The organism is Methanobrevibacter sp., from assembly GCF_045577275.1.
Lineage (GTDB): Archaea > Methanobacteriota > Methanobacteria > Methanobacteriales > Methanobacteriaceae > Methanobrevibacter.
The window spans coordinates 1-20,968 of record NZ_JAZNIB010000064.1; the positions used below are offsets into that span (position 1 = coordinate 1).

Sequence of the window (20,968 nt, forward strand, 5' to 3'; positions counted from 1 at the left end):
ATAATATAAAAAAAATAAAAAAAGAAAATAAGATAGTTAAATTAAAAATTAATTTAACTTTTTAGAAATCTCATCAAAGATTGATTTGGAAATCTCTTTTTTAGAATTTAAGGAAACCTTCTTGATTTCATCACTTACAAGAATCACTTCATTGGTTTCAGATCCAAAACCGCATCCCTTATGGGCAACGTCATTTGTTACAACCAAATCAGTTCCTGCCTTTTGCATTTGAGTTTTAGCACACTCAATCATCTTTTCTTCTGAAATATCATATTCCGCCTTAAATCCAACGAGGAATATGTCCTCATTAATCTTCTTAATCCTATGAATGATCTTTGAGACCGGCTCAAATTCTAAGGATAAGTTATAGGATGATGATATTTTAGAATCTTCCTTGCTTATTGGAGTGAAATCAGAAACAGCAGCAGTAGCTATGAATATATCATTATCAGGAATTAATTCATCTATTCTCTCATTCATAACAGTTGTTGATTCTGCATCAATCACATTTAAAACCTTTGGAATGGAAACTTCATGATGAGCAGCCAAGATTGTTAGATTAGCTCCTCTAATGAAAGCTTCTTTAGCCAATTCCAAACCCATTCTTCCAGAAGACCTATTGGAAATACCTCTAATAGGATCGATTTCCTCAAAAGTTCCGCCTAAACTAATAAGAATATTTTTACCTGCTATATTAGACAAAGTATCATCTGCATCGCCTTTTTCAACTTTATCCAGATTAATTGTTCTTATTGATTCAAGAACGATATCTTCAATAGCTGGGAATTTGGCTTTTCCTTCATCAATACGTGGATTGACGAATATGATTCCATCATCTTTTAATTTCTGAACATTATCGCTTACTGCATCATACATTGAATCATGCATGGAAGGCACAAATACGATTGGTGTATCATGGCCATAAGCAGTAATCAATAAAGTATTCACCGGATTATCTGAAATCCTATATGCAAATTTACTGATAGTGTTTGCAGTTGCTGGAGCAACTAAAATCAAATCCGCTTGAGCGTATTTCACATGTTCAATTTTACCGGTTAACTCTACAACTACCTCTTGACCAGTAGCAAACTCTAAAGCATTTGGATGAATTATCTTAGTAGCTTCAGTGGTCATGAACGCCTTGACAGCATGGCCTTGCCTTCTAAATTCTCTTGCCAATTTAATAGTCTCTGTAGCTGCAATACTACCAGTGACACACAATATAATTTCCATATAATCACGTCAATATCATAATATAATTTATTTAAAATTAAATCTAAAATCTATAAAAAATTTATCTAAAAAATAATTGAGTAATTAAATCTAAACAAGTTAGACTTAATTACATCTTAATACTGTTAATTATAAAGTCAAAAGTTCCTTTTAATTCTTCATATTGAGAATCAGGAGCGGAACATAAAATAACATAAAGGTCAGATCCTTCCTGGAACCAAATAGCTCTATGATGTTTTGTCACATTATCAGATACAGAAGTATATTCTGCTTCCATAGCAGGTTTGCCATTGAAAGAAACATTACCCATAAATAAAATGTTGAAATCAGAATTACGAGACAAAATATTATAGTTAGAATTGAATTCTGATTGAAGAGAACGGGCTTTAGATTTCTTTTCAATATTTAAATTAATGCTGCTAAAGCCTGAAGAATCCTTTGGGTCAGGTTTTGCAACTGCTAAAACTGATTCATTAGACTTAGAATCTGCAGAAACCCAATCTCCAGGCATTGATAATGAAATTCCATTCTCAGAATAGTCCACTGATTGCTGGGAAGCATTCACATCCTCACTATGATTTCCAAATATAGGGAAATTTACAAGAAATGAAACTCCTACAATCAATATAATTATTAGTAATCCTATACCAATGATCTTTTTCATATTAATATCTCCAAATAATAATGGCAGTGCCATCAATATATTTATTCATCAGAACCTCCGCCTGAAGAACCACCGTCAGAAGAACCACCACCAGATGATCCTCCACCACCGGAACTACCTCCACCGGAAGAGCCACCACCAGATGATCCTCCACCACCGGAAGAACCACCGTCAGAACTACCTCCTCCACTGGAACTACCTCCGTCAGAAGAGCCACCTCCTGAAGAACCGCCATCATTAGTGCCACTATCTGAGGATGAACTGGAACTTGATGAAGAGCTAGAACTTGATGAGGAACTATATGTAGAACTATTTGAGTAAGATTTTGTATAATTGCTACTTATTGATTTGTTTACTTTTACTTCAGGAAATGCAGTATCATTTATTGTTGCCCCGCTATCAGAAAAGAGATGAGCAACATCATCATCACCGCCTACAATACTGCTCATTCCAAAACTAATCCCAGCACCAAATGCTATAAGCAGAAATACCACTGCAAAAGCTACAAACCAAGGGCTTGAATTTGAAGACTCCTCAGGTTTCTTTGATACTGTATAAGAATCAGGATTATGAACATATTTGCGAACTAATTTTTCTTTTTCCTCACGATTTCTTTCATAATTTTTTTCTCTAGAATTTAATGAAGAAGGAGTTTCTTCTTTTCCTTGCATCGCACGGATTCTATCACTAACTTCAATAGTTTTTATCTTATGCATATACTGATCTCTTAAATAGAAATACTTTTCTTCAGAGATAAGACCTGCTTCATAATCTCTTTCAAGATTATGTAAAATCTGCATAAGTTTCTTCCTATCTTGATTCATACTTCTCCTCCTATAATGAATTTAATTATAAACAATTTTACAAAAAACATTGCGTTTTATAAAAAATTTAATTTATACTAATCTAATATATGAATTTTATATATTATAAATATAATTAAATAAAAAAGGGTATGAAAGTATGAATTGGGAAATGAATCTGTATAAAAAATAAAAAAATAAGAAAAATTGGAGAAATAAAAAAAGATTATTTGAATAAATCTTCATTAAAGATTGGATAAGAACCTAAAATCTTAAAGAATGAAGTGTTATTCTCCAAATCATTTAAAATAGAACATATATTCTCATCTAACCTATGACCTTCAAGATCTATGAAGAATATATAATGACCCAAACCTTCTTTAGATGGGCGTGACTCAATTTTAGTCAAGTTTATGTCATTATCTGCAAATAGGCCTAAAAGTTCATAAAGTCCACCAGGCTTATCCTCAAATAATGAGAATGAGATGGATGTCTTGTCATTTCCTGTAATCTGTGCATCATCATTATCCAAAACAACAAAACGGGTTTCATTATTGAAATTCTCTTGAATATTTGTATCAATGACCTTTAAATCATACAATTCAGCTGCCTTCAATGTACCAATAGCTGCTCCTTCACCGGTTTCTGCAACCCTCTTTGCAGCTGCAGCTGTGCTTAAGGTATAATGGGCAGTTATGCCGTGTCTTTCCAAATAAGGTTGGCATTGACCTAAAGCCTGTGAGTGTGAATAGACGTTTTCTACCTCATCAACACTCATTTCCTTAGCAGCCAACAGATTATGATTGATCGGAATGACTATCTCATTTTTAATCTTCAAATCAAAATTATGAATTAATGAATCCAAAGTCAAGCTAACTGGACCCTCAATGGAATTTTCAATAGGTACAATACCGCATACACATTCCCCTCTTTCAACAGCACCCATAACCTGCTGTATTGAACAGTAGGAAATCAAATTGTCACTGACCAATGATGCAGCTTCGTGAGAGAAGGTTCCTTGAGGTCCTAAAAATGCAACTTTATCGTTTATCATAAAAAATCTCCAAAATATTTACTATTTTTTATATATTTCTTATACTATAAAAACAGTAAGGTATTAAAAACTTAAATAAACTAAGTATTTAAGCCAAATTGTTAAAATAAGTCAAAATAGCACATAAAAATAAAATCAATGAATAAATCTTAAAAAAAGTACAAGAAAAAAAGAAAAATAAAGCATAAGAAAATCTTATGCTTAAACTAAAACCAATTTACTAAACTCACATTTATTGAGTTTCAATCTCATAAATTAATTTTAGCAGATCTGATTGGGTTACGATTCCTATAATTTGATCATCATCGTCAACTACAGGGTAACCATTATAACCTGTTTCCAACATTGCATCTGCAAGCTGTGGAATTGTTGCATATTGAGAAATTGTATCTACATGAGTAGACATGTAATCTCCAGCAGTCAATTCCTTAATCTGAGAAGATTGATACTTATCAGGAGTGTGTTTCCTGAATGAAACAAATGCTTTTGCAATGTCTTTTGAAGTTATAATTCCTGCAAGCTCATTGTCTTCAGTGAGTAACAAACGTCCTACACCTGAATCCATGATAACTTTTCTTGCATGAACTAAACGGTCATCAGCAGATATTGAAATAATATCTCTAGTCATAATATCTTTAACTGAAATCTTTTCATATGCTTTTGCTTTGCATAAATATATGAAATCAGATTTAGTTACGATTCCTACCATTTCACCATCAGATAAAACTGGAAGAGCACCTATATTCTTTTCAATCAAAATTTTTGCCACTTCAGTTATGTCATCGTCCTCATCCACTGTAATCAAGTCTTTAACCATTACAGTTGATACATGGAAATGGGAAGGAGCCATATTACCATATTTAGCGGAGCCTAATTTATCAGCTATATCTTTTTCTGAGATAATTCCAACTAAAACTTTCTTATTTTCATTGGTAGTAGTAACAGGTATTCTAGATAAGTTATCCTTATACATCATTCTTAGACAATCACATATGTTTAAATTCTTATCAATAGATACCACATTTTCAGACATTATATTTTTGATTTTCATAATAACACCAACGATAAAATACAATGAAATAGCTATTAGAAATAATCTAAAATAAAATCAATTCTTATTTTAGATTGAATTATATCTCATAGCGTATCTAATCAAAGATATAAACTATTAACCTACCAATAGCTATCTCTTAAAGTTCAACAATAGCTACCTGATTGAATCTTTTAAAAAAGAAACAATCGTCAATTATTTAAAAAGATTGATTGATTAATCTTTTAAAACTGTGTTTAAAATATCTCTTTCGGTGACGATTCCTACTAGTTCTTCATCTTCAACTACAGGAACACCACCAATGTTCTTTTCAGCTAATAAACCGCATAAGTCTCCTAATCTAACATTAGGCTCAGTAACTAAAATATTCGGTTTAATGATATCACAAATTTTTCTTTTTAAAACATCTAAACCACTATTAGAGGTCATAGAAGCAAACATTTCTTTATCACCAAAGAATCTTAAGATATCAGTTGAAGTTACAATTCCTATTAATTTACCTTCTTCAACTACAGGAATTCTTCTTAAGTTATTTCTTACCATAATTTTGGAACAGCTTTCAATAGGAGTTCCAGGAGTGGTAGTAATAACATCCTTAATCATGATATCACCTACAGTTTCATTAGTCAAGGAACCTGCAAGTGCTAATGCGAAATCTCTTTCAGTGACTATTCCCACTACTTTTTCTTCTTTATCTACGATTGGTAAAGATCCAATACCGTTTTCGGTCATTACATCGACACTTTCTCTAATAGAATATTTAGGACTAATAGAAATAGGATCTCTTGTCATGATTTCTTTGACAGGTTCGTTGATAGCTGCCAAGAAATTATCATTATGTTTCTTTTCTATTATGTCAAATTTACTTCCTCCACCGAGGAAATCAAGAATATCCATAGCAGTTACAATACCCAAAAGTTTATTTGAGCCAGGATGGGTTACTGGTAATCTTCTGAATCCATGTTCTATCATCATTTCAGCAGCTTCCTTAATGGACTTGGTTTGAGGAATGCAAATGACATCTTTTTTAGCGAGAGTCATGATTTCGCCCTCATTTTCAGCTACTTTACTTTCATGTTCAACAGAACCACGATTCATAGATTTTCTCAAGTTTTTAGTGTTTTTGTCTTTCATATCGACACCTCCGGATTTAATAATTCTTCCAGGTCTAAATTACAAATCCTACCATAATAATCAAGTTATAGAACTCGCAGGAAATATTATTGACCAAATGACAAAGCATATCCTAAAAAATTCATTAAAAAAATGGTTTTTAAAGAATTTTAAGTCTACAATTTACACCCAATACAATAATATAGAAATAAAGTCTATAATTAAGCTATTACAGCAATGGACGATTCATAATTTATTTTTGAAATTATGGATTTGTGGGAAGTTCTTATATATCATTAATTCTATCATTCAAGCTTTAAATCAATTAAAGCCCTCTAGAAATTTAAATTGAAAATTTAAATAAATGACATAGAACTAACTACATTATTAGTTAGGTTTTGATAGTTAATATTCTTATCGATTTATTTTTGAAATGCCTAAAAATTTTATCTAAAATTAAGGAAATTTAGTAAAATTTTAAAAAAATAGAAATATTATACTTATATTAATAATAAGCACATAAAATAAATATATAATAAAATATAATACAAATATTTTTAATAATTGCATTAATCAAATCATAAAAATTTTAAGGGATTAAAATGGAAAAAACTAAAAAAACCGTAAGAACAAGAGATTTTATCATAAGCACAGATGGATTATTATTTGCTTCAACCAATTATATTCACCCTGAAGATAGGATTATCTGCTTCTTAAGATACATACCAGATGAAAATGGAGATAGGGAAAAGGATGGAATCAGATATTCCAAAGTAGGATCTGAAGAAGCATATGCATACCTCAGGGAAAATCACCCAGATTACTTATACTTCTGTGACGTTACAAACGTAGAAATGATGGGAGTTCCTATAGACAAGGTTGAAAAAATCATCAAGCCAGAAGAAAGATTAAAGGGTCTTAGAGCAACTTACTACGATGAAATCAACACTAAAGTAGCGAATGGAGAAGAACTTGACTATAAAGAAGAGCTTTTAAGCAAACTATTCGACTTATCAGACTTTTTCCATTATGTAGCAGGAATCGGCTATGATGACCTTGGAATTTCAGGATCAATATTGCCAGGACTTCAAAAGGCAGGAACTTCAGATCTTGATTTTGTAGTTTATGGACTTGAAAACCATAGAAATGCAATCAAGGCATACAAAGACAACAAAGACAAGCCAGTTTTCATAGACGAATTAGACAAATCAATCACACTCAACAGAATCAATGATGATTTCTGGGACTTCGTATATGAAAAGAGAATCAAGGACGACAGCCTAACTAAAGAAGAGTTTGCTTGGTATGAAGAACGTAAAAGCAATAGAGGATTAATTAGAGAAACATTGTTTGACATTCTAGCTACCAGAAACTATGATGAGATTGAAGGTACCTGGGGAGATACCGTATACGAACCAGAAGGATTTGCGAAAGTTAACTGCACAATCAAAAGTGCATTAGGAGCTTTTGACAATCCTGCTGTATATACAATAGAAGATGTTGAAATCTTAGAAGGTCCTGATATTGAAATCTCAGAGCTTGCATCACTTACTCACACATATGCTGGAGAAGTAGTTGATGGAGAAGAAGTAGTTGCAAGAGGAAAAATAGAAAAGGTTCTTAAAAATGGAGAGTTTGAAAAGTATAGAATACTTGTTGGAACTACAAGAGAATCTTTAAATGAATATATTAAGTTAAGAGAAAGTCCAGTTTAGATTGGATTTCTTATTTTTCTTTTTTATTTTTAAATTATTTACTAATTTTAACTAAATTTATCTATCTGCATTCAAAACTATTTTTATAATTTTAATATAAATTAAACTATTTTTAAAAGACGGATTAAAATTAACAAAACTTTATCAACAAACATCATTTTAATGAATCGTTTTTATAATTAAAATGTAGGAAAAATTTTATCAAAATTTCAAGATAAAATCAATTTTCCAACTTAATATAAAAATTGATTAAAAACTCTTAAATTCTAATTAAACTAAAAAATTATAATTATTTTATAAAATAAACTATTTTTAACAAGTTATAATTAAAAATAACCACATATTATTTATTATATGAAAAATAAAGAATAATTTACCAATAAATTTTTGAAAAAATAAATAATATGGAGTTAAAAAAATGATAAGTGTATCTACAATTAAAAGTTATATGTTCTGTCCTTTGAAATTGTATTTCCAAAGCAATATAGATGAAGAAACAGAAGAGGATTATTTCATCTCAAAAACATTGAAGGATCTTCGAATGGACATTCAAGACATTCTTTCAAAAAACCTAAGACATGTCAAAAAGGATATGAGCGAGAAAGAAATAGAAAAAAGACTTGCAATAGGAATAAGCAATCAAGTGAAGACAACCTTTGACATTATCGAAGAGATAAATGAAAAGAACAGAAATAAGGAAAATGAAGATGAAAGCAACCTCAAAAAGGATGATGAAATAGAATTCATAGATGAAAACAATAGTGAAATAAAAACCGAAGAAAATGAAGATGAAAAGCTTAAGGAATTAAAAAAGGAGTTGATAGATGAAATAAACCTAAATCTCAAAATACTTTCTTTAAAAGTATCCCAATCCATGAAAGTTCTTGATAAGGACGGAAGTGAAATAAAAAACCTGTTTTTCCCAACTTGCATGTATAACTATCTAATAAGAGACATAGGTCTTGACTTGATTGGAGTTATAGATAAAATCGAAGTCGAAAAGGGAAACTACTTCCCCATATCACTAAAATCATCAAATCCTCCAATAAATGGAGTTTGGGATGGCGATTTCATGGAAGCAATAGCTAATGCACTTCTAATAGAACAGGAATTCAACACTTATGTTACAGTGGCATACATTGATTACTTGAAAATAGCTGATCGAAGAGCAGTGATAATAGATACTGATGCAAGAAAGAGCTTTTTTAAAGTCTTGACCAGTGTGAACAAGATAGTTGAAAATGGAGAAATACCTACCGTCAAGACCAATTTAAAAAAGTGTGAAAACTGTGAATATAAGGAGCTATGTGACAATAGCTAAATTAAATTAAAACTGGGAAAAACGGTACAATTAAGTAAACTGCAACTAAAACTATCACAGTTAAAATAACGATAGCTCCAAGAGGTACCTTTTTCCATGCTAAACCACCTGCAATTACTGCTCCAATTAGACCTATGTACCATAAGTTAGGGTCTACAGTCAATACACCAGGACAAATAAGTGCAGCAAGTGCAGTGTATGGAATCAGATTCAAGAATTTCTCGAATTTTGGAGAGAAATTCAATCTTTCCATAAAGATAGCTGGAATTACCCTTGGAATGAAGGTAACAAGTGCACAAAGAATAATGAGTAAAGTTATATTCATTATTGCACCTCCTCCTTACTGCAATTTTCGTCACCTGTCTTATAGGCATCCCCTAAAACAGTATCATCATCAACTATATACATCCCAATGACAGCACCTAGAAGAATAGCTATAATCAATGACCAATTTCCAATGAAAAACTGCAATACAACATTTAAGATAGCTGTTATAACAACTAAAATAGCCAATTCCTTACTTTCCTTAACTGCAGGAACCAATAGTGCTACAAATAAAGCATATAATGAAATATTGAAACTGTTTGCAACAATTATAGGAAGCACATTCAAGACAATGACCCCAATGATTGCTCCAAAAATCCAAGAGAGCCATGCAATTCCTGCAAGACCTATATAAGTCCATATTGAAGACTCCTCCATTAGCATAAACATTGCAAATGCTTCATCAACAGCCAGGTGTGATGAAGGTATTCTTACAGCAAGGGAAGCATCATCAACCTTGTTGTAAATGCAAGTGTTCATTACAAAATATCTGAAATTAAGCACAAATGAAGTCAAAACAATATTGAAAAGAGTAGCTCCTTGAGCCAACATGGTAGCTATCATAATTTGTCCTGCCCCTGCATAAATTAGCACAGACATTGAAACAGTCTCAAATGGAGAGAGCCCTGCCTTAATAGCTAAAGCAGCATATCCAATACCCATTGGAATGTATCCAAAGGTAATTGGAATACCTAACTTCATACCATGTACTAACTTTTCCTTTCTACTAATATAAAACAACTCCAAAAATAGCTAAAAAAATCATTAATAAAAATAGATAAGATGGAGGAAATAAAAAATTAAAATTTAATATTATCCCCTAATCTTTTTACATCAAATACAGCAGTGCTTGCAACTGCCATAACTGCCATTACACCTGCTTGAACAGGATCGGTTACAATCAAATCAGCCTCTTTTGTAACGCTTCCAGGCATGTTTAAGGTAATTACAATCAAATCTTCATGTTTTTCTTTAAGCGCTCTGACAGTCTCTGTAATCTTGCCTCCCATCAAGGATCCTGCAAGAACAAGTGCATGTACACGAGGCAATCTGTTTACAGCATCAACCGCTTCTGCAATATTTCCTTCCCCAACTAAAGGTATGGTATCCACACTTATACGTTCTCCACGTATGTTGTGTCTGTCCGCTTCTGTAATTGCTCCAACTGCAACTTGAGATACCTGAGCTCCGCCACCGAAAATAAGAATCCTTTTACCGAAAATGTCATTTAATGAACCATGAATTTCAATGTCTAAAATAAAATCCTTAGACTCCAAATCCTTGATGAGTTCATCAAGCTCTTCGACATTGTCAAGCTCTAAATTCAATGTCCCAACATCATTATTCACATAAAGATGAACATATGAAATATTGATTCCATGACTTGAGAGAATATCTGTTATCTCGTCTAGAACTCCTTTCTCTTCTTTAGTTGTAATTGTTAAAGAAATACTATTCATAATATTACCTAATAATACTTAAAATATTCAATTATTTAAAGATTGTCTAAAAATTACTTTTAAAAATAAAAAAGATTAATTGGAGAATAGTTTAAAAATTTTTTATGAGGAAAACAAATACGAAATTTCTCCAATTAATCTAATTTTGCCTTAAGCGCGTCTAACTCTGCATGCGCTTTTTTATATAAATTTAAATAGCTGTCATGTTCGCTGACAGGAATAACCTTAAGGCCTAACTTTTCATACTCTTCAATGTAAGATCCGTCAAATACCGGAATCTCAAACTTGATCTCTTCTGGAGTTTCATTGACAATGATCAAATCCCTATAAGGGAAATCATATTCTACAATATAACCTCCGAGACTCATTATGTGATAAGGCCTAATTACAAATTTCATTAAATCACCACAATTAAATTTAAAAAATTCAATTAGTACAAATTTCTATAATCAATATCCAAATCCAATCTAAACCAATTTAAACCAAACTAAACCATCTAAACTCATCTAGAACAATGCAATAACCATAGCTAAAGTTCCGAGAGCAGAAGTGATCAATATAGTAGGATATAACTGCCTATTGGTAAATATTGGAGAGAATGCACTTACAATTGCCATAATGACAGGCAACAATAGTGAAACGATAATACATACTATAAATTTAAGTGAGAAGAGTTCTGGTGCAACACCTAAGAACAATACACAGTACATTAAACCTAAAGTAAATATCAAGAATCCTCTGGTCAAGTAAACAAATGTTCTGTATTTGGAAGCAAGTTCCATATATGGTCCTTCAATTACATCTGATTTAGCCTTGATATAGGAAAATGGATATTCGTTCAATAGAATCATATATCCTATAAAGAATACGACAGTTCCGATAATACCTGCCAAAGTGAATAGGACTGGTCCGTTAGCTTGCTGATAAGCTACAATTTCTCCTAAATAAATGCTTTTTGATAAGGCTGCAGGTATGAATAAAGCCAAATACAGTGGGAATGAACCAAAGATAATCATCCTAAGGGATCTGTTTGAACTGATGTCTTCAATGGATGATACGAGTAAACCTGGTCTTTCAGCACCTTTCGCATGATCTGGGAACCTTAGATTGATACTCATTACAGATTTGGATAAGGAACCCATTAAAACATAAGCAATTTCTTCAACTTTTAAGAATCCAACAATAGCTATTAGGCTAGCAAAGGCCATAAACTTATAATTCTCAGGCATCAATGCCAAGAATACTGCGAGTACTGCAATGAAACAAAGGATAGGCATTGCCTTATATAATCCAGGTGCTGGAGAATTAGGTCTTATGTTCTCCTTAAACAGGAATTTGACTGATGCCCATAGCCCTGGACTTGTAACAGGTGGTCCGATTCTTTGCTGAATCCTTGCTTGAACATATTTCCTTTCAATTCCAGGAATCAAAACACCTATGAACAAAGCTATGATAAGTGTTAAGATAACCTCTAAAATTGAAATAAGTGATATTTCAAATGCCATTTTTCTTTCCTCATAATAATTTTTAATTAAACGTAAACATGAATTTGAATTAATTTTAAACTTTAAACCTTTAATGAATATTGGATTGCAAGATTGATTTGTCCAACTTGTTGTTTTTTGTATCATAAACTTCTATTGCCCTATCGGAACAGGTAAAGCATGGATCGCACTGTACAATACATAACTGACCGTCAGTGATGTGATTGCCAATGCATGCATATTGCATAGCTCCAATATTGCTCATTGAAGGAGTCCTTATAATGCAATGGCGAACTCTTCCATCCTCAATGGCATAGGAGTGATACAATGTTCCCCTTGGAACTTCAATATAACTTTCAATCAAGTCGGTATCAACCATTTCCCAAGATCTGTCAGTGATTTTACCATCAGGCAAGTCTCTGATGGCTTGGCGAATAATCTTGATTGCTTCAAAAATTTCAAACACTCTCATGAGAAGCTGTGCCTTTACATCACCGGTATCTTGAGTTATGATGTCATAATCGAAGTTATCATACTCATACATGTCTGTTCTTAAATCTCTCTTTACACCAGTAGCACGTAATGTAGGTCCAGATACTGCTAATTTAAGAGCCTGTTCCTGTGGAATGTAACCTGTACCGGTAATCCTTGACAATACTATTGAATCATGAACGAACCTGTCTGCAAAGTCTGCAACGTTCTTTTCTACAAGGTCCATACCATCCAATATTCTGCGGATTCTATTGTCATCCAATTCACATCTTGGCCTTACACCACCAATGATGGAACAACCATATTGAACACGATTACCTCCAATCATTCCTAAAAGGTCCATAATGGTTTCCCTAATGAAGAAAACCCTCATGGAAAAGGTTTCATGAGCCAAAGTTTCACAACCGTGACCTAAGTACAATAAGTGACTGTGCAATCTTTCAAGCTCTCCGACGATTACACGAATATAAACCGCTCTGTCAGGCACTTCAACTCCAAGACCTTTTTCAGCAGTTCTTACAGAGTTCCATGTATGTGAATTTGAACAGATACCGCAAATCTTTTCAGTAAGCATATTGGCTTTTTCCACTGGAAGACCTTCCATAATACGCTCAATACCTCTATGGTTAACACCAATTGTGATTTCCGCATCCTTAATTATCTCATCTTCTACGAAAAATCTAACCCTATAAGGTTCTAAAGCAGCAGGGTGAACTGTACCCATTTGGATTTCAGTTTCTATGATTTCCTGCTTTTTCGCTTTCTTTTCTTCCATCTTATCCCTCTTTAATACATTTAATGATTAATCAGCATTTAACAAATGTGGCAAAGCTGCAACAACTCCTGCTAAAACATCTTGAGGTCTTACAGCACAACCTGGAACCTTTGCATCAACTGGAATTACATTTTCAACAGGTCCTTCAATCTCTTCTGAAGGAATGTCTCCATAACAATTCTTATAGACTCCACCCATAACTGCACAAGCACCTGCTGCAACAACAAGCTTTGGATTTGGAATGGCATTATAAATATCTATAAGAGGTTCCTTATTGTCATGAGTAACTGGTCCTGTAACAACGAGAATGTCCGCTTCACGAGGATTCCAAGTTAAAAATACACCATATTGTTCCATATCAAATTTAGGAGATAAAACTGCATTTACAATCTCAATATCACAACCGTTGCATCCACCGGTATAAACTAACATGATGTGGATAGCTTTTGATCTTGCAAGTGTTTTAAGACTCATTTATTCACCTCCCTCATTGTCAGAACTTTCTTTTGGAATTTGAGAACCTCTTTGAGCATCCTTTTCATATTTCTCATTGATGTTATCCTGAATGTCCTTGATTTTGGACACTCTCTCAAGGCCTGCTCCCACTTCACCAATATCCTCACCATCAGCAACTATGTTTTCAGACAATAATGATTTGTCTGATAGGTATTGGGAAATGAAGGCAATCTTTTCTTGAGATATCTTAATAGGTTCCTCCATCAATTCCTTAGTGTCAATATGAATTTCACCAACATTTCCTGGGTGAATGGTTCCTGCCTCTTCAAAGAATGAATATATCGGGCAGAAGTCATGACACCAATAGCAAACTACACATTTTAAAGGATCAAGTTCCGGAACTTCAGTTTTTACCCATCCTTCCTTAAGCTTTACAGGGTTTTGCAATGGCTTCATTGTAACTGCACCGGTTGGACAGACATTTGCACAACCTCCACAGCCAATACAAGCTTCTTCATCAACTTTCTTGTCTGGCTCAACAGTGCCAGTAAGAATAGCGTTACGGAGTTCCATATCAGTTACTCTATCTGAAGCAAAGAGAATCCTTTTGAAATTAGTATAAGCTCCATTAAGCATTATTTTCAATACATCTTTCATTTCTATCAAACTCCTAATTCACCCTATTAAACTCTCTTTCGAATATAAATGATTTAGATGGGCAGATGTTCATACAAGCTCCACAATAAATACATTTATCGTCATCAACAACAAATCTCAGATTCTTATTCTTTGTTCCAAGATTTGCTTCATCATTTGAAATCTCAACTGTGTAAATTGCTTCCTCAGGACAAATGTCCTTACATAATCCACATTTCACACAAAGGTTTTCATCAATGTAATTGAATCCACCAGAGATTTCATACTTGACGCTTGTTGTTTTAGGAATCGCATCAGTTGGACAGTGAATTCCACAGGTTTCACATATAATACATTTATCCAAGTCAACATTGATTGCTCCTTTTGTTAATGTGATTGCATCTTGAGGACATAGTTCAGCACAGATTCCACATGAAATGCAGTCACCGCTGACTTCCCCATCCCAAGATACGATTTGGAAGTTTCTTGCATCTTCCTTACACTCATTTACACATTTACCACAGGATACACAGTATCCGAAGAGTTTATTGTCTTCACTTTCTGTTAAGGATGAAACTGGACAGGCATAAATCGCTTCAAGACGTTTTGCCTTATTCTCTTCTGTATCCTCATCAAGTGAAGGGTCATATCTTAAGGCATTCTCATTCTTGACCAATGCCGGGCTGTCAAATGTTTCCTTACATAATCCACAGTTTAGACAGCTGACAATGCTTCCTTCAACATTGGAATATAATGTGTCATCCTTAATGTTTCGAATAATCTTAAAGTCATTGACGCTTAATGCATCATTTACACAGTTTTCAACACAAGCTAAACATAAAGTACAAAGGCTTTTGTCGTATTCTCCATCTTTTAGGGCACCGGTAGGGCATAAGTCTTCACATACCTTACATCCTACACAATATCCTTCATCCTGAATGATAACTTCAATGGATCTTGTAGGGCAGTAATATGCACATCTTCCACATTTTACACATTTCTCAAGGTCTGTGCTGATGCAAACCCTATCTGCGGTCTTGTCAGATTTTACAGGAAGTTGCATATTTTCAATCTTTTTGACTCCTGCACCGAAACCTACAGTATTTGCAACCATTTTCAATGAATTAAGCAAAACCTTTTGCTTGTCTAAAACTAGGTTGTCTGTATCGACCCTTGCATTTCTGGTACAGACTTCTTCACAGACTCCACAACGTGAACAGATACCCTTAACAATTCCATTATCAAGATGAATGCTTTCTATAGGGCAGGTGAATTCACAAACACCACATCCATTACATTTTGCCCTATCTACAACATATCCACCGTATTTATTCTCAAATATTGCATGATTTGGACAAGCTTCGAAGCAAGCACCACAACACATACAGCTAAAAGATGTATTATCTATAAAGCGTATTGCTTCACTTGGACAATTCCTTATACAATCTCCTTGTCCATCACACTTATTAGTTGTTAAATACATGATTCTTCTCCTTAATAATAGGTAGACCATTAACCATAATTCAACCAATCAAAAGATCGATTGAAATAAATCCCATTTCCTAATGATCTCCTTTCGCTCGTCCTCCTAATAATGCACTGCCAATCAAAACGCCAATTACAGCAGCTAAAAATACGGTAGCTATTGGCAAGTCTGGATAAGTGGCAAATTGCCCTATATCATAAGACATTATGAATCCCCCTACAATAAGGGCGACAATTGCACCGGCAGTAAACTTAAAGCTGTTTTCCTCTTTCAAATTGAGCCTTGTTCCTATAATGAATCCAAAGATCAAAGCAATGATAATTGGTCCAATAACAATATTAGCGAAACTCATTCCTCTTCCTCCGCTAATTTTTTAAATTGTGAAAATGCAATTACAACTGCACTTAAACCAACAAATACCTTCAATCCAACTGCGATGTTTAAGTAAGGAACAATTCCTGCATGGGTTACATCAGGATATGAGAATATTGCTGCCATAGCCGGAGGAACAAGTCCATAAAGGTTTCCACCTACATTATAGAGGAATGAACCAGTTAAGGCAAGTCCAGCTAAACCGAGCAATACATAAGCTAAAGCTCCAACAGATTCCAATGTGGAAATGAATTTATGAGACATCTTCAATGGACTGCCATCTACGCCATAAATTATAACACAGAAAATGATTGCTCCTGCAATCATTGCTCCACCTTGGAAACCTCCACCAGGAGTTATGTGACCTCCTAAAATAGTCATGATTCCTAATGCAATCATGATAATTGCTATTGGGAGTGTCATTATCTTCAATATTGGACTGCTGTCATTCTTATTCCAGTTTGGAGATTTTTTACCTTCTGCCATTATTCATCATCCCCTTCATCAACAACTAAACTGTCAGAATTTATATTCTTATCCAATATTTTTCCTTTGCCGAATACAAGCAATACTACAAGTACTGCAGTAACCAAAATCAAAGATTCTCCTAATGTATCAAAACCTCTCCAATCGAATACGACTAAGGTTACCATGTTAGGAGCTAATTGAGTTCCTATAGCATTATAAATCAAGCTTATTCCTGGCTGTATCAAATGTTTGAAACCATATAATGCATCAAATAAGGTGGATGCGAAAATAATGGTTGCCAAAGCCATTATCAAAGATCTAATGCTTGTAGTATAATCAGACATATTTTAACCCCCAGTAAATTACTGCAATAAGAATTCCAAGAGTTACCATAACATAAAATGTCATTTTTTCTAAGGAATCTGATTGTTCAGATTTTATTTTGCTTGCAAGAGGCATATTTGTAAAGAACAATACTCCAGCCAATAGGACTACAACTACGGAAGCGATGACGCTTACATGTCTTAGGAACAATGCAGCCAATATCAAGGAAACGAATAATAAGAATTCTGCTGCAATTGCTCCTGAAACATTATCCATAGTTGTAGGGTCTTTGGATAAATTTGATTTAAGTCCTTTAATAGAATCCAAGAATTTTTGGTATAAAGCCATTAGATCAATCCTCCTGCAAATGGAATGAATATATCAGTTACTATGTTTGGGAAAATACCTAATACCAAACAAATGATAAGCAATACTGCTACAGAGAATACTGTAGCTTTTGGGATTTTCTCATGAGCAAACTTCAAGTCTTTTGGTTTTGGCTGCAAGTATACTGTATGGAATGCCTTTACGAAGGTAAAGAATATAACTACACTTACAATGATTGCAAGTATAGCAAGTTCAGTGTATCCTGCATCCAAAGCTGCCTGCACAAGCATCAATTTACTTTGGAAACCGTTGAATGGAGGAACACCAGCCAATGCAAATCCGCCAAGCAATACCATCACTGCCATTGTTGAATCTACTGCAATCAAACCACCTAACTTTCTGGTGTCTGATGTTTTTGTAAGGTAGTATACTGTACCGAATCCAATGAACAATAATGCAGTTATCACAATTTCATTTGTTGCCTGGAACAATGCTGCAGCAATGGAATATTCTGTACCTATACCAAAACCTAAAGCAATGAAACCAAGTTCTCCTACAGCCAAGAATGCTATCATTCTTCTAAAGTCTACCTCCATTGCAGACATTGCAATGCTTAAAACCATTGCAAGAATAGCAAATACGATTATTGCTGTATTGAAGTAAGGTATGTATGCAAATATCTTATACATTGCAATTCCAAATGCAAGCATGCATAATACTGAAAACCCTTGCAATATTGCAGAACCGTTAGGTCTTGCCTTGGAGTAAACAGCTGATTTTATAGTGTGGAATGGAGGCAAACCTGCTGAGTATAGCCATCCAAACAATATCAATGCAAAACCGATTACCAAACTTGGAGAATATGGGTTTACGAAATTATTGCTTATTGCATAAATTATATCATTGATGTTTACTGAACCAATCGTACCGAGTATAAATCCAATACCTAATAAGAGCATTGGTCCTCCGATAGCACCTAAGATTAAATATTTCATGGCAATTTCATAATTGTCCTCTGTGCTTGATGCTATGATGATACCCACTTGAGTGAGTGCAGTGATTTCAAAGAACACATACATATTGAATATATCATTGGAAAGCATCAATGCAGTTACTGATGCTATACCCATAAAGATCAAGTACAAGTAAGGTCCAGAAACTTCTTTTTTCTCTGCGAAGTATGTGAGCACTGCCAAAAATGCTACAATGCCCATAAGGAATATGAAAATCCTTTCAATATTTTCAAATATATAAACAATACCAGTATTATAACTAGCTGCAAGTGTACCTACAAGATTTGATGGAAGGGAACTTGCAATAAGTGCTGGGTCATGACCTCCGAAGTATTGAACACCAACAGCAGCGAGAATTGCAATCAAAGGAATTGCAATAGCTACAACAAGGGATATTGCCTTTACGGTTTTATCCTTGCCGCCAAATATGTTAACGATCAAAGCAGCTAATATTGGAACGACAACCATTAATGGAATCAGGTAATTCATTTTTCATCCCCCATCATTTCAGATACGCTTAAGGTTCCATGCTTTCTATATAGAACCATAGCTAAAGCCAACATCACTGCTAAAGTACTTGCACCAATTACAATACTTGTAAGAACTAATGCTTGAGGCAAAGGATATGCTGAATTAGCTGCAAACCAATCTGCTGACATGCCTGGCAAGAAGATTGGCACTACTCCTCCTGCTTTATAGCCTAAGCAGATCAGGAATAAGTTTGCTCCTTCCTCAATAAAAGCAATACCGATAATCTTCTTAATTAGATTATCTATGAATACTGCTGCAAAAAGTCCGATAATTATAAATGCGCCAGAAGCAAATAGAGAAGCCATTTGAAGATCCATTATGCCTCCCTCCTTCTAGTTTTCAAAACAGCCAATGCGATAAATACTGGGACAATAGCTCCTTCCACAATAGCTTGTGTCAATGCTACATCCGGAGCAAGGAGCAATTGGAAGAGAATCGCTACACAGAACCCAGAAATACCTGTTAAAATAGCTGCCTTAAGTAAGTCATTTTGTAAAAGTGCGATAATAGCGCTTACAACTGCAACAATAATTACTACAACCTCAATCATTGCCATCATCCTCACTTTCTTCATCTAATTCTTCACTTGAATCATCACTCATATCCAAATTATCTTCAAGAAGAACTTCATCAATCAATTCAGTTTCCTCTTCATCTTCCTCTTCAGAAGCCTCTTCAAGACTTGGATTGAGTACAGGATTATTGAGAGTATCTTCTCCATGGAAATAAGCATTAGCCAATGCATGAGCCAATAATGGAGCTAAGAATAAATAAATAAGAGCGAATAAAGGTTGACCTATTGCTATAAATGCAATTATGCCTGCAATATCAACAATCCCCAAAATATGAATTCTAGCATAGACTACATTATCCAAGTTTCTATCAATTCTTAAAACACCTACTGTTGCAATAATTATCAAAAGTGCAGAAATGATAAGCAAGATTGATTGGATGAGATTTATTATACCAGCATCAATTCCAAACATCATCCGGCCCTCCTAATAACTGCTGCATAAGCTATTGTTCCAACAATACCCAATAAGAGTAAAGCTAAAGCAATATCTTTGAAAAATCCGATATTATGAATAGTACCGACTGTTATAAGAAGCAAAGTAAGTGCTAAAGTAAATGAAGAAGTACCTATAAGTCCCATGGATGTAGATTTATATGTAATAATCCTCAAAGTTGCAAATGAAAATACAATCAATGCAATTATTAAAAAACACTCAGAAATCAATAAAATATCCATTATCATCACATTCTATGATTAATAAACTAAATCAGATTTATAAACATTACAAATAAGATACAAAATTCAATTAAATTATAAAATCGCTTATTTTCCTAAATTAACGCAAAGGAACTTATTCCAGCATTCCCTTTATGTAAGGTTCAAATGGAATAATGTCTTTAACATCACGTGGAGCAATAACTGCAACTTTAATGACTTGATTTTCACTATCCAAGTCTACAGATAAGGTTCCTGGAGTTAAAGTAATACTGTTGGCCAAAATTGTTTGGGATATTGGTCTTTTCAATTCAGTATCAATATCAATCACAATAGGCTCAAAACCATTGGATTTGAAAATCCTCAAAGACATATCTATTGTGGATTTGATAATTTCTAAAATAAGAACCACTAAATAAGCAATCGCATAATAAATTCTACTTAAAAACATTAAAATAACCCCATAATGTTTTAGTTTTATATATTTACGATATGTCAAAAATTTATACGAAATCAGCAGGAATTTTTTCTTGGAAAAATTTAGCCGACCATAACAAATCATGATAAATTATCATAAATATTTTATGATACTCTTATGACAAAATCCTCTCTATAAAATTTGTAAAAAGAACACCATA

At 33.6% G+C, this 20,968-nt stretch carries 27 protein-coding genes; 2 read left to right on the forward strand and 25 right to left on the reverse strand.

Features of this window, described 5'->3' with window-relative positions; all coding sequences use genetic code 11:
* Nucleotides 1-48: 48 nt before the first annotated feature.
* From coaBC to ACKI67_RS02015, 6 genes are all read right to left on the reverse strand, one after another.
* Complete coding sequence (gene coaBC / locus ACKI67_RS01990) at nt 49-1,233, reverse strand: bifunctional phosphopantothenoylcysteine decarboxylase/phosphopantothenate--cysteine ligase CoaBC (RefSeq protein WP_407461720.1); 1,185 nt, start codon at nt 1,231-1,233, stop codon at nt 49-51.
* Between the two features lie 109 nt (nt 1,234-1,342).
* Nucleotides 1,343-1,897, reverse strand: coding sequence for a PsbP-related protein (locus ACKI67_RS01995; protein WP_407461722.1), 555 nt, complete (start codon nt 1,895-1,897; stop codon nt 1,343-1,345).
* 41 nt (nt 1,898-1,938) lie between these two features.
* On the reverse strand, nt 1,939-2,721 hold the full coding sequence (locus ACKI67_RS02000) for a hypothetical protein (RefSeq protein ID WP_407461723.1): 783 nt from the start codon (nt 2,719-2,721) through the stop codon (nt 1,939-1,941).
* Nucleotides 2,722-2,926: 205 nt separating this feature from the next.
* Complete coding sequence (pheA, locus tag ACKI67_RS02005; RefSeq protein ID WP_407461724.1) at nt 2,927-3,754, reverse strand: prephenate dehydratase; 828 nt, start codon at nt 3,752-3,754, stop codon at nt 2,927-2,929.
* A 232-nt stretch (nt 3,755-3,986) separates the two neighbouring features.
* Nucleotides 3,987-4,805, reverse strand: coding sequence for a CBS domain-containing protein (locus ACKI67_RS02010; protein WP_407461725.1), 819 nt, complete (start codon nt 4,803-4,805; stop codon nt 3,987-3,989).
* A 216-nt stretch (nt 4,806-5,021) separates the two neighbouring features.
* A complete protein-coding gene (locus ACKI67_RS02015) occupies nt 5,022-5,939 on the reverse strand; it encodes a CBS domain-containing protein (RefSeq protein WP_407461726.1) in 918 nt (305 codons plus the stop codon).
* 581 nt (nt 5,940-6,520) lie between these two features.
* Between ACKI67_RS02015 and ACKI67_RS02020 the strand changes: the two genes are divergently transcribed.
* Nucleotides 6,521-7,633: a DNA polymerase subunit beta gene (locus tag ACKI67_RS02020; protein ID WP_407461728.1), complete on the forward strand. Its 1,113-nt coding sequence runs from the start codon at nt 6,521-6,523 to the stop codon at nt 7,631-7,633.
* Nucleotides 7,634-8,051: 418 nt separating this feature from the next.
* Entirely contained in the window at nt 8,052-8,954 is a 903-nt protein-coding gene (locus ACKI67_RS02025) for a Dna2/Cas4 domain-containing protein (RefSeq protein WP_407461729.1), read from the forward strand.
* 1 nt (nt 8,955) lies between these two features.
* On the opposite strand, the gene ACKI67_RS02030 is transcribed toward ACKI67_RS02025, so the two are convergent.
* The 19 genes from ACKI67_RS02030 to ACKI67_RS02120 all read right to left on the reverse strand — a co-directional run bounded on the left by ACKI67_RS02030 (nt 8,956) and on the right by ACKI67_RS02120 (nt 20,781).
* On the reverse strand, nt 8,956-9,279 hold the full coding sequence (locus ACKI67_RS02030; RefSeq protein WP_295605946.1) for an AzlD domain-containing protein: 324 nt from the start codon (nt 9,277-9,279) through the stop codon (nt 8,956-8,958).
* Nucleotides 9,279-9,980 (reverse strand): AzlC family ABC transporter permease, encoded by a 702-nt coding sequence (locus ACKI67_RS02035; protein WP_407461730.1) that lies wholly within the window; start codon nt 9,978-9,980, stop codon nt 9,279-9,281. The genes ACKI67_RS02030 and ACKI67_RS02035 overlap by 1 nt, the downstream gene beginning before the upstream one ends.
* A 98-nt stretch (nt 9,981-10,078) precedes the next feature.
* On the reverse strand, nt 10,079-10,738 hold the full coding sequence (locus ACKI67_RS02040) for a DUF5612 domain-containing protein (RefSeq protein ID WP_407461731.1): 660 nt from the start codon (nt 10,736-10,738) through the stop codon (nt 10,079-10,081).
* A 134-nt stretch (nt 10,739-10,872) separates the two neighbouring features.
* Nucleotides 10,873-11,136, reverse strand: a complete 264-nt coding sequence (gene ehbP / locus ACKI67_RS02045) for an energy-converting hydrogenase B subunit EhbP (RefSeq protein ID WP_298537006.1) — start codon at nt 11,134-11,136, stop codon at nt 10,873-10,875.
* 108 nt (nt 11,137-11,244) lie between these two features.
* Nucleotides 11,245-12,243, reverse strand: a complete 999-nt coding sequence (locus ACKI67_RS02050) for a respiratory chain complex I subunit 1 family protein (RefSeq protein WP_407461732.1) — start codon at nt 12,241-12,243, stop codon at nt 11,245-11,247.
* Between the two features lie 70 nt (nt 12,244-12,313).
* Nucleotides 12,314-13,489: a nickel-dependent hydrogenase large subunit gene (locus ACKI67_RS02055; protein ID WP_407461733.1), complete on the reverse strand. Its 1,176-nt coding sequence runs from the start codon at nt 13,487-13,489 to the stop codon at nt 12,314-12,316.
* Nucleotides 13,490-13,516: 27 nt separating this feature from the next.
* Nucleotides 13,517-13,963, reverse strand: coding sequence for an NADH-quinone oxidoreductase subunit B family protein (locus ACKI67_RS02060; RefSeq protein WP_407461734.1), 447 nt, complete (start codon nt 13,961-13,963; stop codon nt 13,517-13,519).
* Nucleotides 13,964-14,602: a 4Fe-4S binding protein gene (locus tag ACKI67_RS02065; RefSeq protein WP_407461746.1), complete on the reverse strand. Its 639-nt coding sequence runs from the start codon at nt 14,600-14,602 to the stop codon at nt 13,964-13,966.
* A 13-nt stretch (nt 14,603-14,615) separates the two neighbouring features.
* Entirely contained in the window at nt 14,616-16,064 is a 1,449-nt protein-coding gene (locus ACKI67_RS02070; protein ID WP_407461735.1) for a 4Fe-4S binding protein, read from the reverse strand.
* A 79-nt stretch (nt 16,065-16,143) separates the two neighbouring features.
* Nucleotides 16,144-16,419 (reverse strand): hypothetical protein, encoded by a 276-nt coding sequence (locus ACKI67_RS02075; RefSeq protein WP_407461736.1) that lies wholly within the window; start codon nt 16,417-16,419, stop codon nt 16,144-16,146.
* Nucleotides 16,416-16,925, reverse strand: a complete 510-nt coding sequence (locus ACKI67_RS02080) for an MnhB domain-containing protein (RefSeq protein ID WP_407461737.1) — start codon at nt 16,923-16,925, stop codon at nt 16,416-16,418. The genes ACKI67_RS02075 and ACKI67_RS02080 overlap by 4 nt, the downstream gene beginning before the upstream one ends.
* On the reverse strand, nt 16,925-17,251 hold the full coding sequence (locus tag ACKI67_RS02085; protein WP_407461738.1) for an EhbH: 327 nt from the start codon (nt 17,249-17,251) through the stop codon (nt 16,925-16,927). The genes ACKI67_RS02080 and ACKI67_RS02085 overlap by 1 nt, the downstream gene beginning before the upstream one ends.
* Nucleotides 17,244-17,579, reverse strand: coding sequence for an energy-converting hydrogenase B subunit G EhbG (locus tag ACKI67_RS02090; RefSeq protein ID WP_407461739.1), 336 nt, complete (start codon nt 17,577-17,579; stop codon nt 17,244-17,246). Before ACKI67_RS02090 ends, ACKI67_RS02085 begins: the two co-directional genes overlap by 8 nt.
* A complete protein-coding gene (gene ehbF / locus ACKI67_RS02095) occupies nt 17,579-19,060 on the reverse strand; it encodes an energy conserving hydrogenase EhbF (RefSeq protein ID WP_407461740.1) in 1,482 nt (493 codons plus the stop codon). The genes ACKI67_RS02090 and ehbF overlap by 1 nt, the downstream gene beginning before the upstream one ends.
* Nucleotides 19,057-19,419, reverse strand: coding sequence for a cation:proton antiporter subunit C (locus tag ACKI67_RS02100; protein WP_407461741.1), 363 nt, complete (start codon nt 19,417-19,419; stop codon nt 19,057-19,059). The genes ehbF and ACKI67_RS02100 overlap by 4 nt, the downstream gene beginning before the upstream one ends.
* On the reverse strand, nt 19,419-19,652 hold the full coding sequence (locus tag ACKI67_RS02105; RefSeq protein WP_407461747.1) for a hydrogenase subunit MbhD domain-containing protein: 234 nt from the start codon (nt 19,650-19,652) through the stop codon (nt 19,419-19,421). Before ACKI67_RS02105 ends, ACKI67_RS02100 begins: the two co-directional genes overlap by 1 nt.
* Nucleotides 19,645-20,091 carry a cation:proton antiporter gene (locus ACKI67_RS02110; protein ID WP_407461742.1) on the reverse strand — a complete coding sequence of 149 codons (447 nt, stop codon included), beginning with the start codon at nt 20,089-20,091 and terminating at the stop codon, nt 19,645-19,647. Before ACKI67_RS02110 ends, ACKI67_RS02105 begins: the two co-directional genes overlap by 8 nt.
* The gene (locus tag ACKI67_RS02115) at nt 20,088-20,351 is read right to left on the reverse strand and encodes a monovalent cation/H+ antiporter complex subunit F (RefSeq protein ID WP_407461743.1); all 264 of its coding nucleotides are present in this window, start codon (nt 20,349-20,351) and stop codon (nt 20,088-20,090) included. Before ACKI67_RS02115 ends, ACKI67_RS02110 begins: the two co-directional genes overlap by 4 nt.
* Nucleotides 20,352-20,466: 115 nt before the next feature.
* Nucleotides 20,467-20,781, reverse strand: a complete 315-nt coding sequence (locus ACKI67_RS02120; protein ID WP_407461745.1) for a Na+/H+ antiporter subunit E — start codon at nt 20,779-20,781, stop codon at nt 20,467-20,469.
* Nucleotides 20,782-20,968: the final 187 nt, after the last annotated feature.

What these genes read in the sequence shown, in the direction of transcription:
- coaBC (WP_407461720.1), bottom strand. Translation starts at nt 1,233, where the DNA reads ATGGAAATTATATTGTGTGTCACTGGTAGTATTGCAGCTACAGAGACT.
- ACKI67_RS01995 (WP_407461722.1), bottom strand. Translation starts at nt 1,897, where the DNA reads ATGAAAAAGATCATTGGTATAGGATTACTAATAATTATATTGATTGTA.
- ACKI67_RS02000 (WP_407461723.1), bottom strand. Translation starts at nt 2,721, where the DNA reads ATGAATCAAGATAGGAAGAAACTTATGCAGATTTTACATAATCTTGAA.
- pheA (WP_407461724.1), bottom strand. Translation starts at nt 3,754, where the DNA reads ATGATAAACGATAAAGTTGCATTTTTAGGACCTCAAGGAACCTTCTCT.
- ACKI67_RS02010 (WP_407461725.1), bottom strand. Translation starts at nt 4,805, where the DNA reads ATGAAAATCAAAAATATAATGTCTGAAAATGTGGTATCTATTGATAAG.
- ACKI67_RS02015 (WP_407461726.1), bottom strand. Translation starts at nt 5,939, where the DNA reads ATGAAAGACAAAAACACTAAAAACTTGAGAAAATCTATGAATCGTGGT.
- ACKI67_RS02020 (WP_407461728.1), top strand. Translation starts at nt 6,521, where the DNA reads ATGGAAAAAACTAAAAAAACCGTAAGAACAAGAGATTTTATCATAAGC.
- ACKI67_RS02025 (WP_407461729.1), top strand. Translation starts at nt 8,052, where the DNA reads ATGATAAGTGTATCTACAATTAAAAGTTATATGTTCTGTCCTTTGAAA.
- ACKI67_RS02030 (WP_295605946.1), bottom strand. Translation starts at nt 9,279, where the DNA reads ATGAATATAACTTTACTCATTATTCTTTGTGCACTTGTTACCTTCATT.
- ACKI67_RS02035 (WP_407461730.1), bottom strand. Translation starts at nt 9,980, where the DNA reads ATGAAGTTAGGTATTCCAATTACCTTTGGATACATTCCAATGGGTATT.
- ACKI67_RS02040 (WP_407461731.1), bottom strand. Translation starts at nt 10,738, where the DNA reads ATGAATAGTATTTCTTTAACAATTACAACTAAAGAAGAGAAAGGAGTT.
- ehbP (WP_298537006.1), bottom strand. Translation starts at nt 11,136, where the DNA reads ATGAAATTTGTAATTAGGCCTTATCACATAATGAGTCTCGGAGGTTAT.
- ACKI67_RS02050 (WP_407461732.1), bottom strand. Translation starts at nt 12,243, where the DNA reads ATGGCATTTGAAATATCACTTATTTCAATTTTAGAGGTTATCTTAACA.
- ACKI67_RS02055 (WP_407461733.1), bottom strand. Translation starts at nt 13,489, where the DNA reads ATGGAAGAAAAGAAAGCGAAAAAGCAGGAAATCATAGAAACTGAAATC.
- ACKI67_RS02060 (WP_407461734.1), bottom strand. Translation starts at nt 13,963, where the DNA reads ATGAGTCTTAAAACACTTGCAAGATCAAAAGCTATCCACATCATGTTA.
- ACKI67_RS02065 (WP_407461746.1), bottom strand. Translation starts at nt 14,602, where the DNA reads ATGAAAGATGTATTGAAAATAATGCTTAATGGAGCTTATACTAATTTC.
- ACKI67_RS02070 (WP_407461735.1), bottom strand. Translation starts at nt 16,064, where the DNA reads ATGTATTTAACAACTAATAAGTGTGATGGACAAGGAGATTGTATAAGG.
- ACKI67_RS02075 (WP_407461736.1), bottom strand. Translation starts at nt 16,419, where the DNA reads ATGAGTTTCGCTAATATTGTTATTGGACCAATTATCATTGCTTTGATC.
- ACKI67_RS02080 (WP_407461737.1), bottom strand. Translation starts at nt 16,925, where the DNA reads ATGGCAGAAGGTAAAAAATCTCCAAACTGGAATAAGAATGACAGCAGT.
- ACKI67_RS02085 (WP_407461738.1), bottom strand. Translation starts at nt 17,251, where the DNA reads ATGTCTGATTATACTACAAGCATTAGATCTTTGATAATGGCTTTGGCA.
- ACKI67_RS02090 (WP_407461739.1), bottom strand. Translation starts at nt 17,579, where the DNA reads ATGGCTTTATACCAAAAATTCTTGGATTCTATTAAAGGACTTAAATCA.
- ehbF (WP_407461740.1), bottom strand. Translation starts at nt 19,060, where the DNA reads ATGAATTACCTGATTCCATTAATGGTTGTCGTTCCAATATTAGCTGCT.
- ACKI67_RS02100 (WP_407461741.1), bottom strand. Translation starts at nt 19,419, where the DNA reads ATGGATCTTCAAATGGCTTCTCTATTTGCTTCTGGCGCATTTATAATT.
- ACKI67_RS02105 (WP_407461747.1), bottom strand. Translation starts at nt 19,652, where the DNA reads ATGATTGAGGTTGTAGTAATTATTGTTGCAGTTGTAAGCGCTATTATC.
- ACKI67_RS02110 (WP_407461742.1), bottom strand. Translation starts at nt 20,091, where the DNA reads ATGATGTTTGGAATTGATGCTGGTATAATAAATCTCATCCAATCAATC.
- ACKI67_RS02115 (WP_407461743.1), bottom strand. Translation starts at nt 20,351, where the DNA reads ATGGATATTTTATTGATTTCTGAGTGTTTTTTAATAATTGCATTGATT.
- ACKI67_RS02120 (WP_407461745.1), bottom strand. Translation starts at nt 20,781, where the DNA reads ATGTTTTTAAGTAGAATTTATTATGCGATTGCTTATTTAGTGGTTCTT.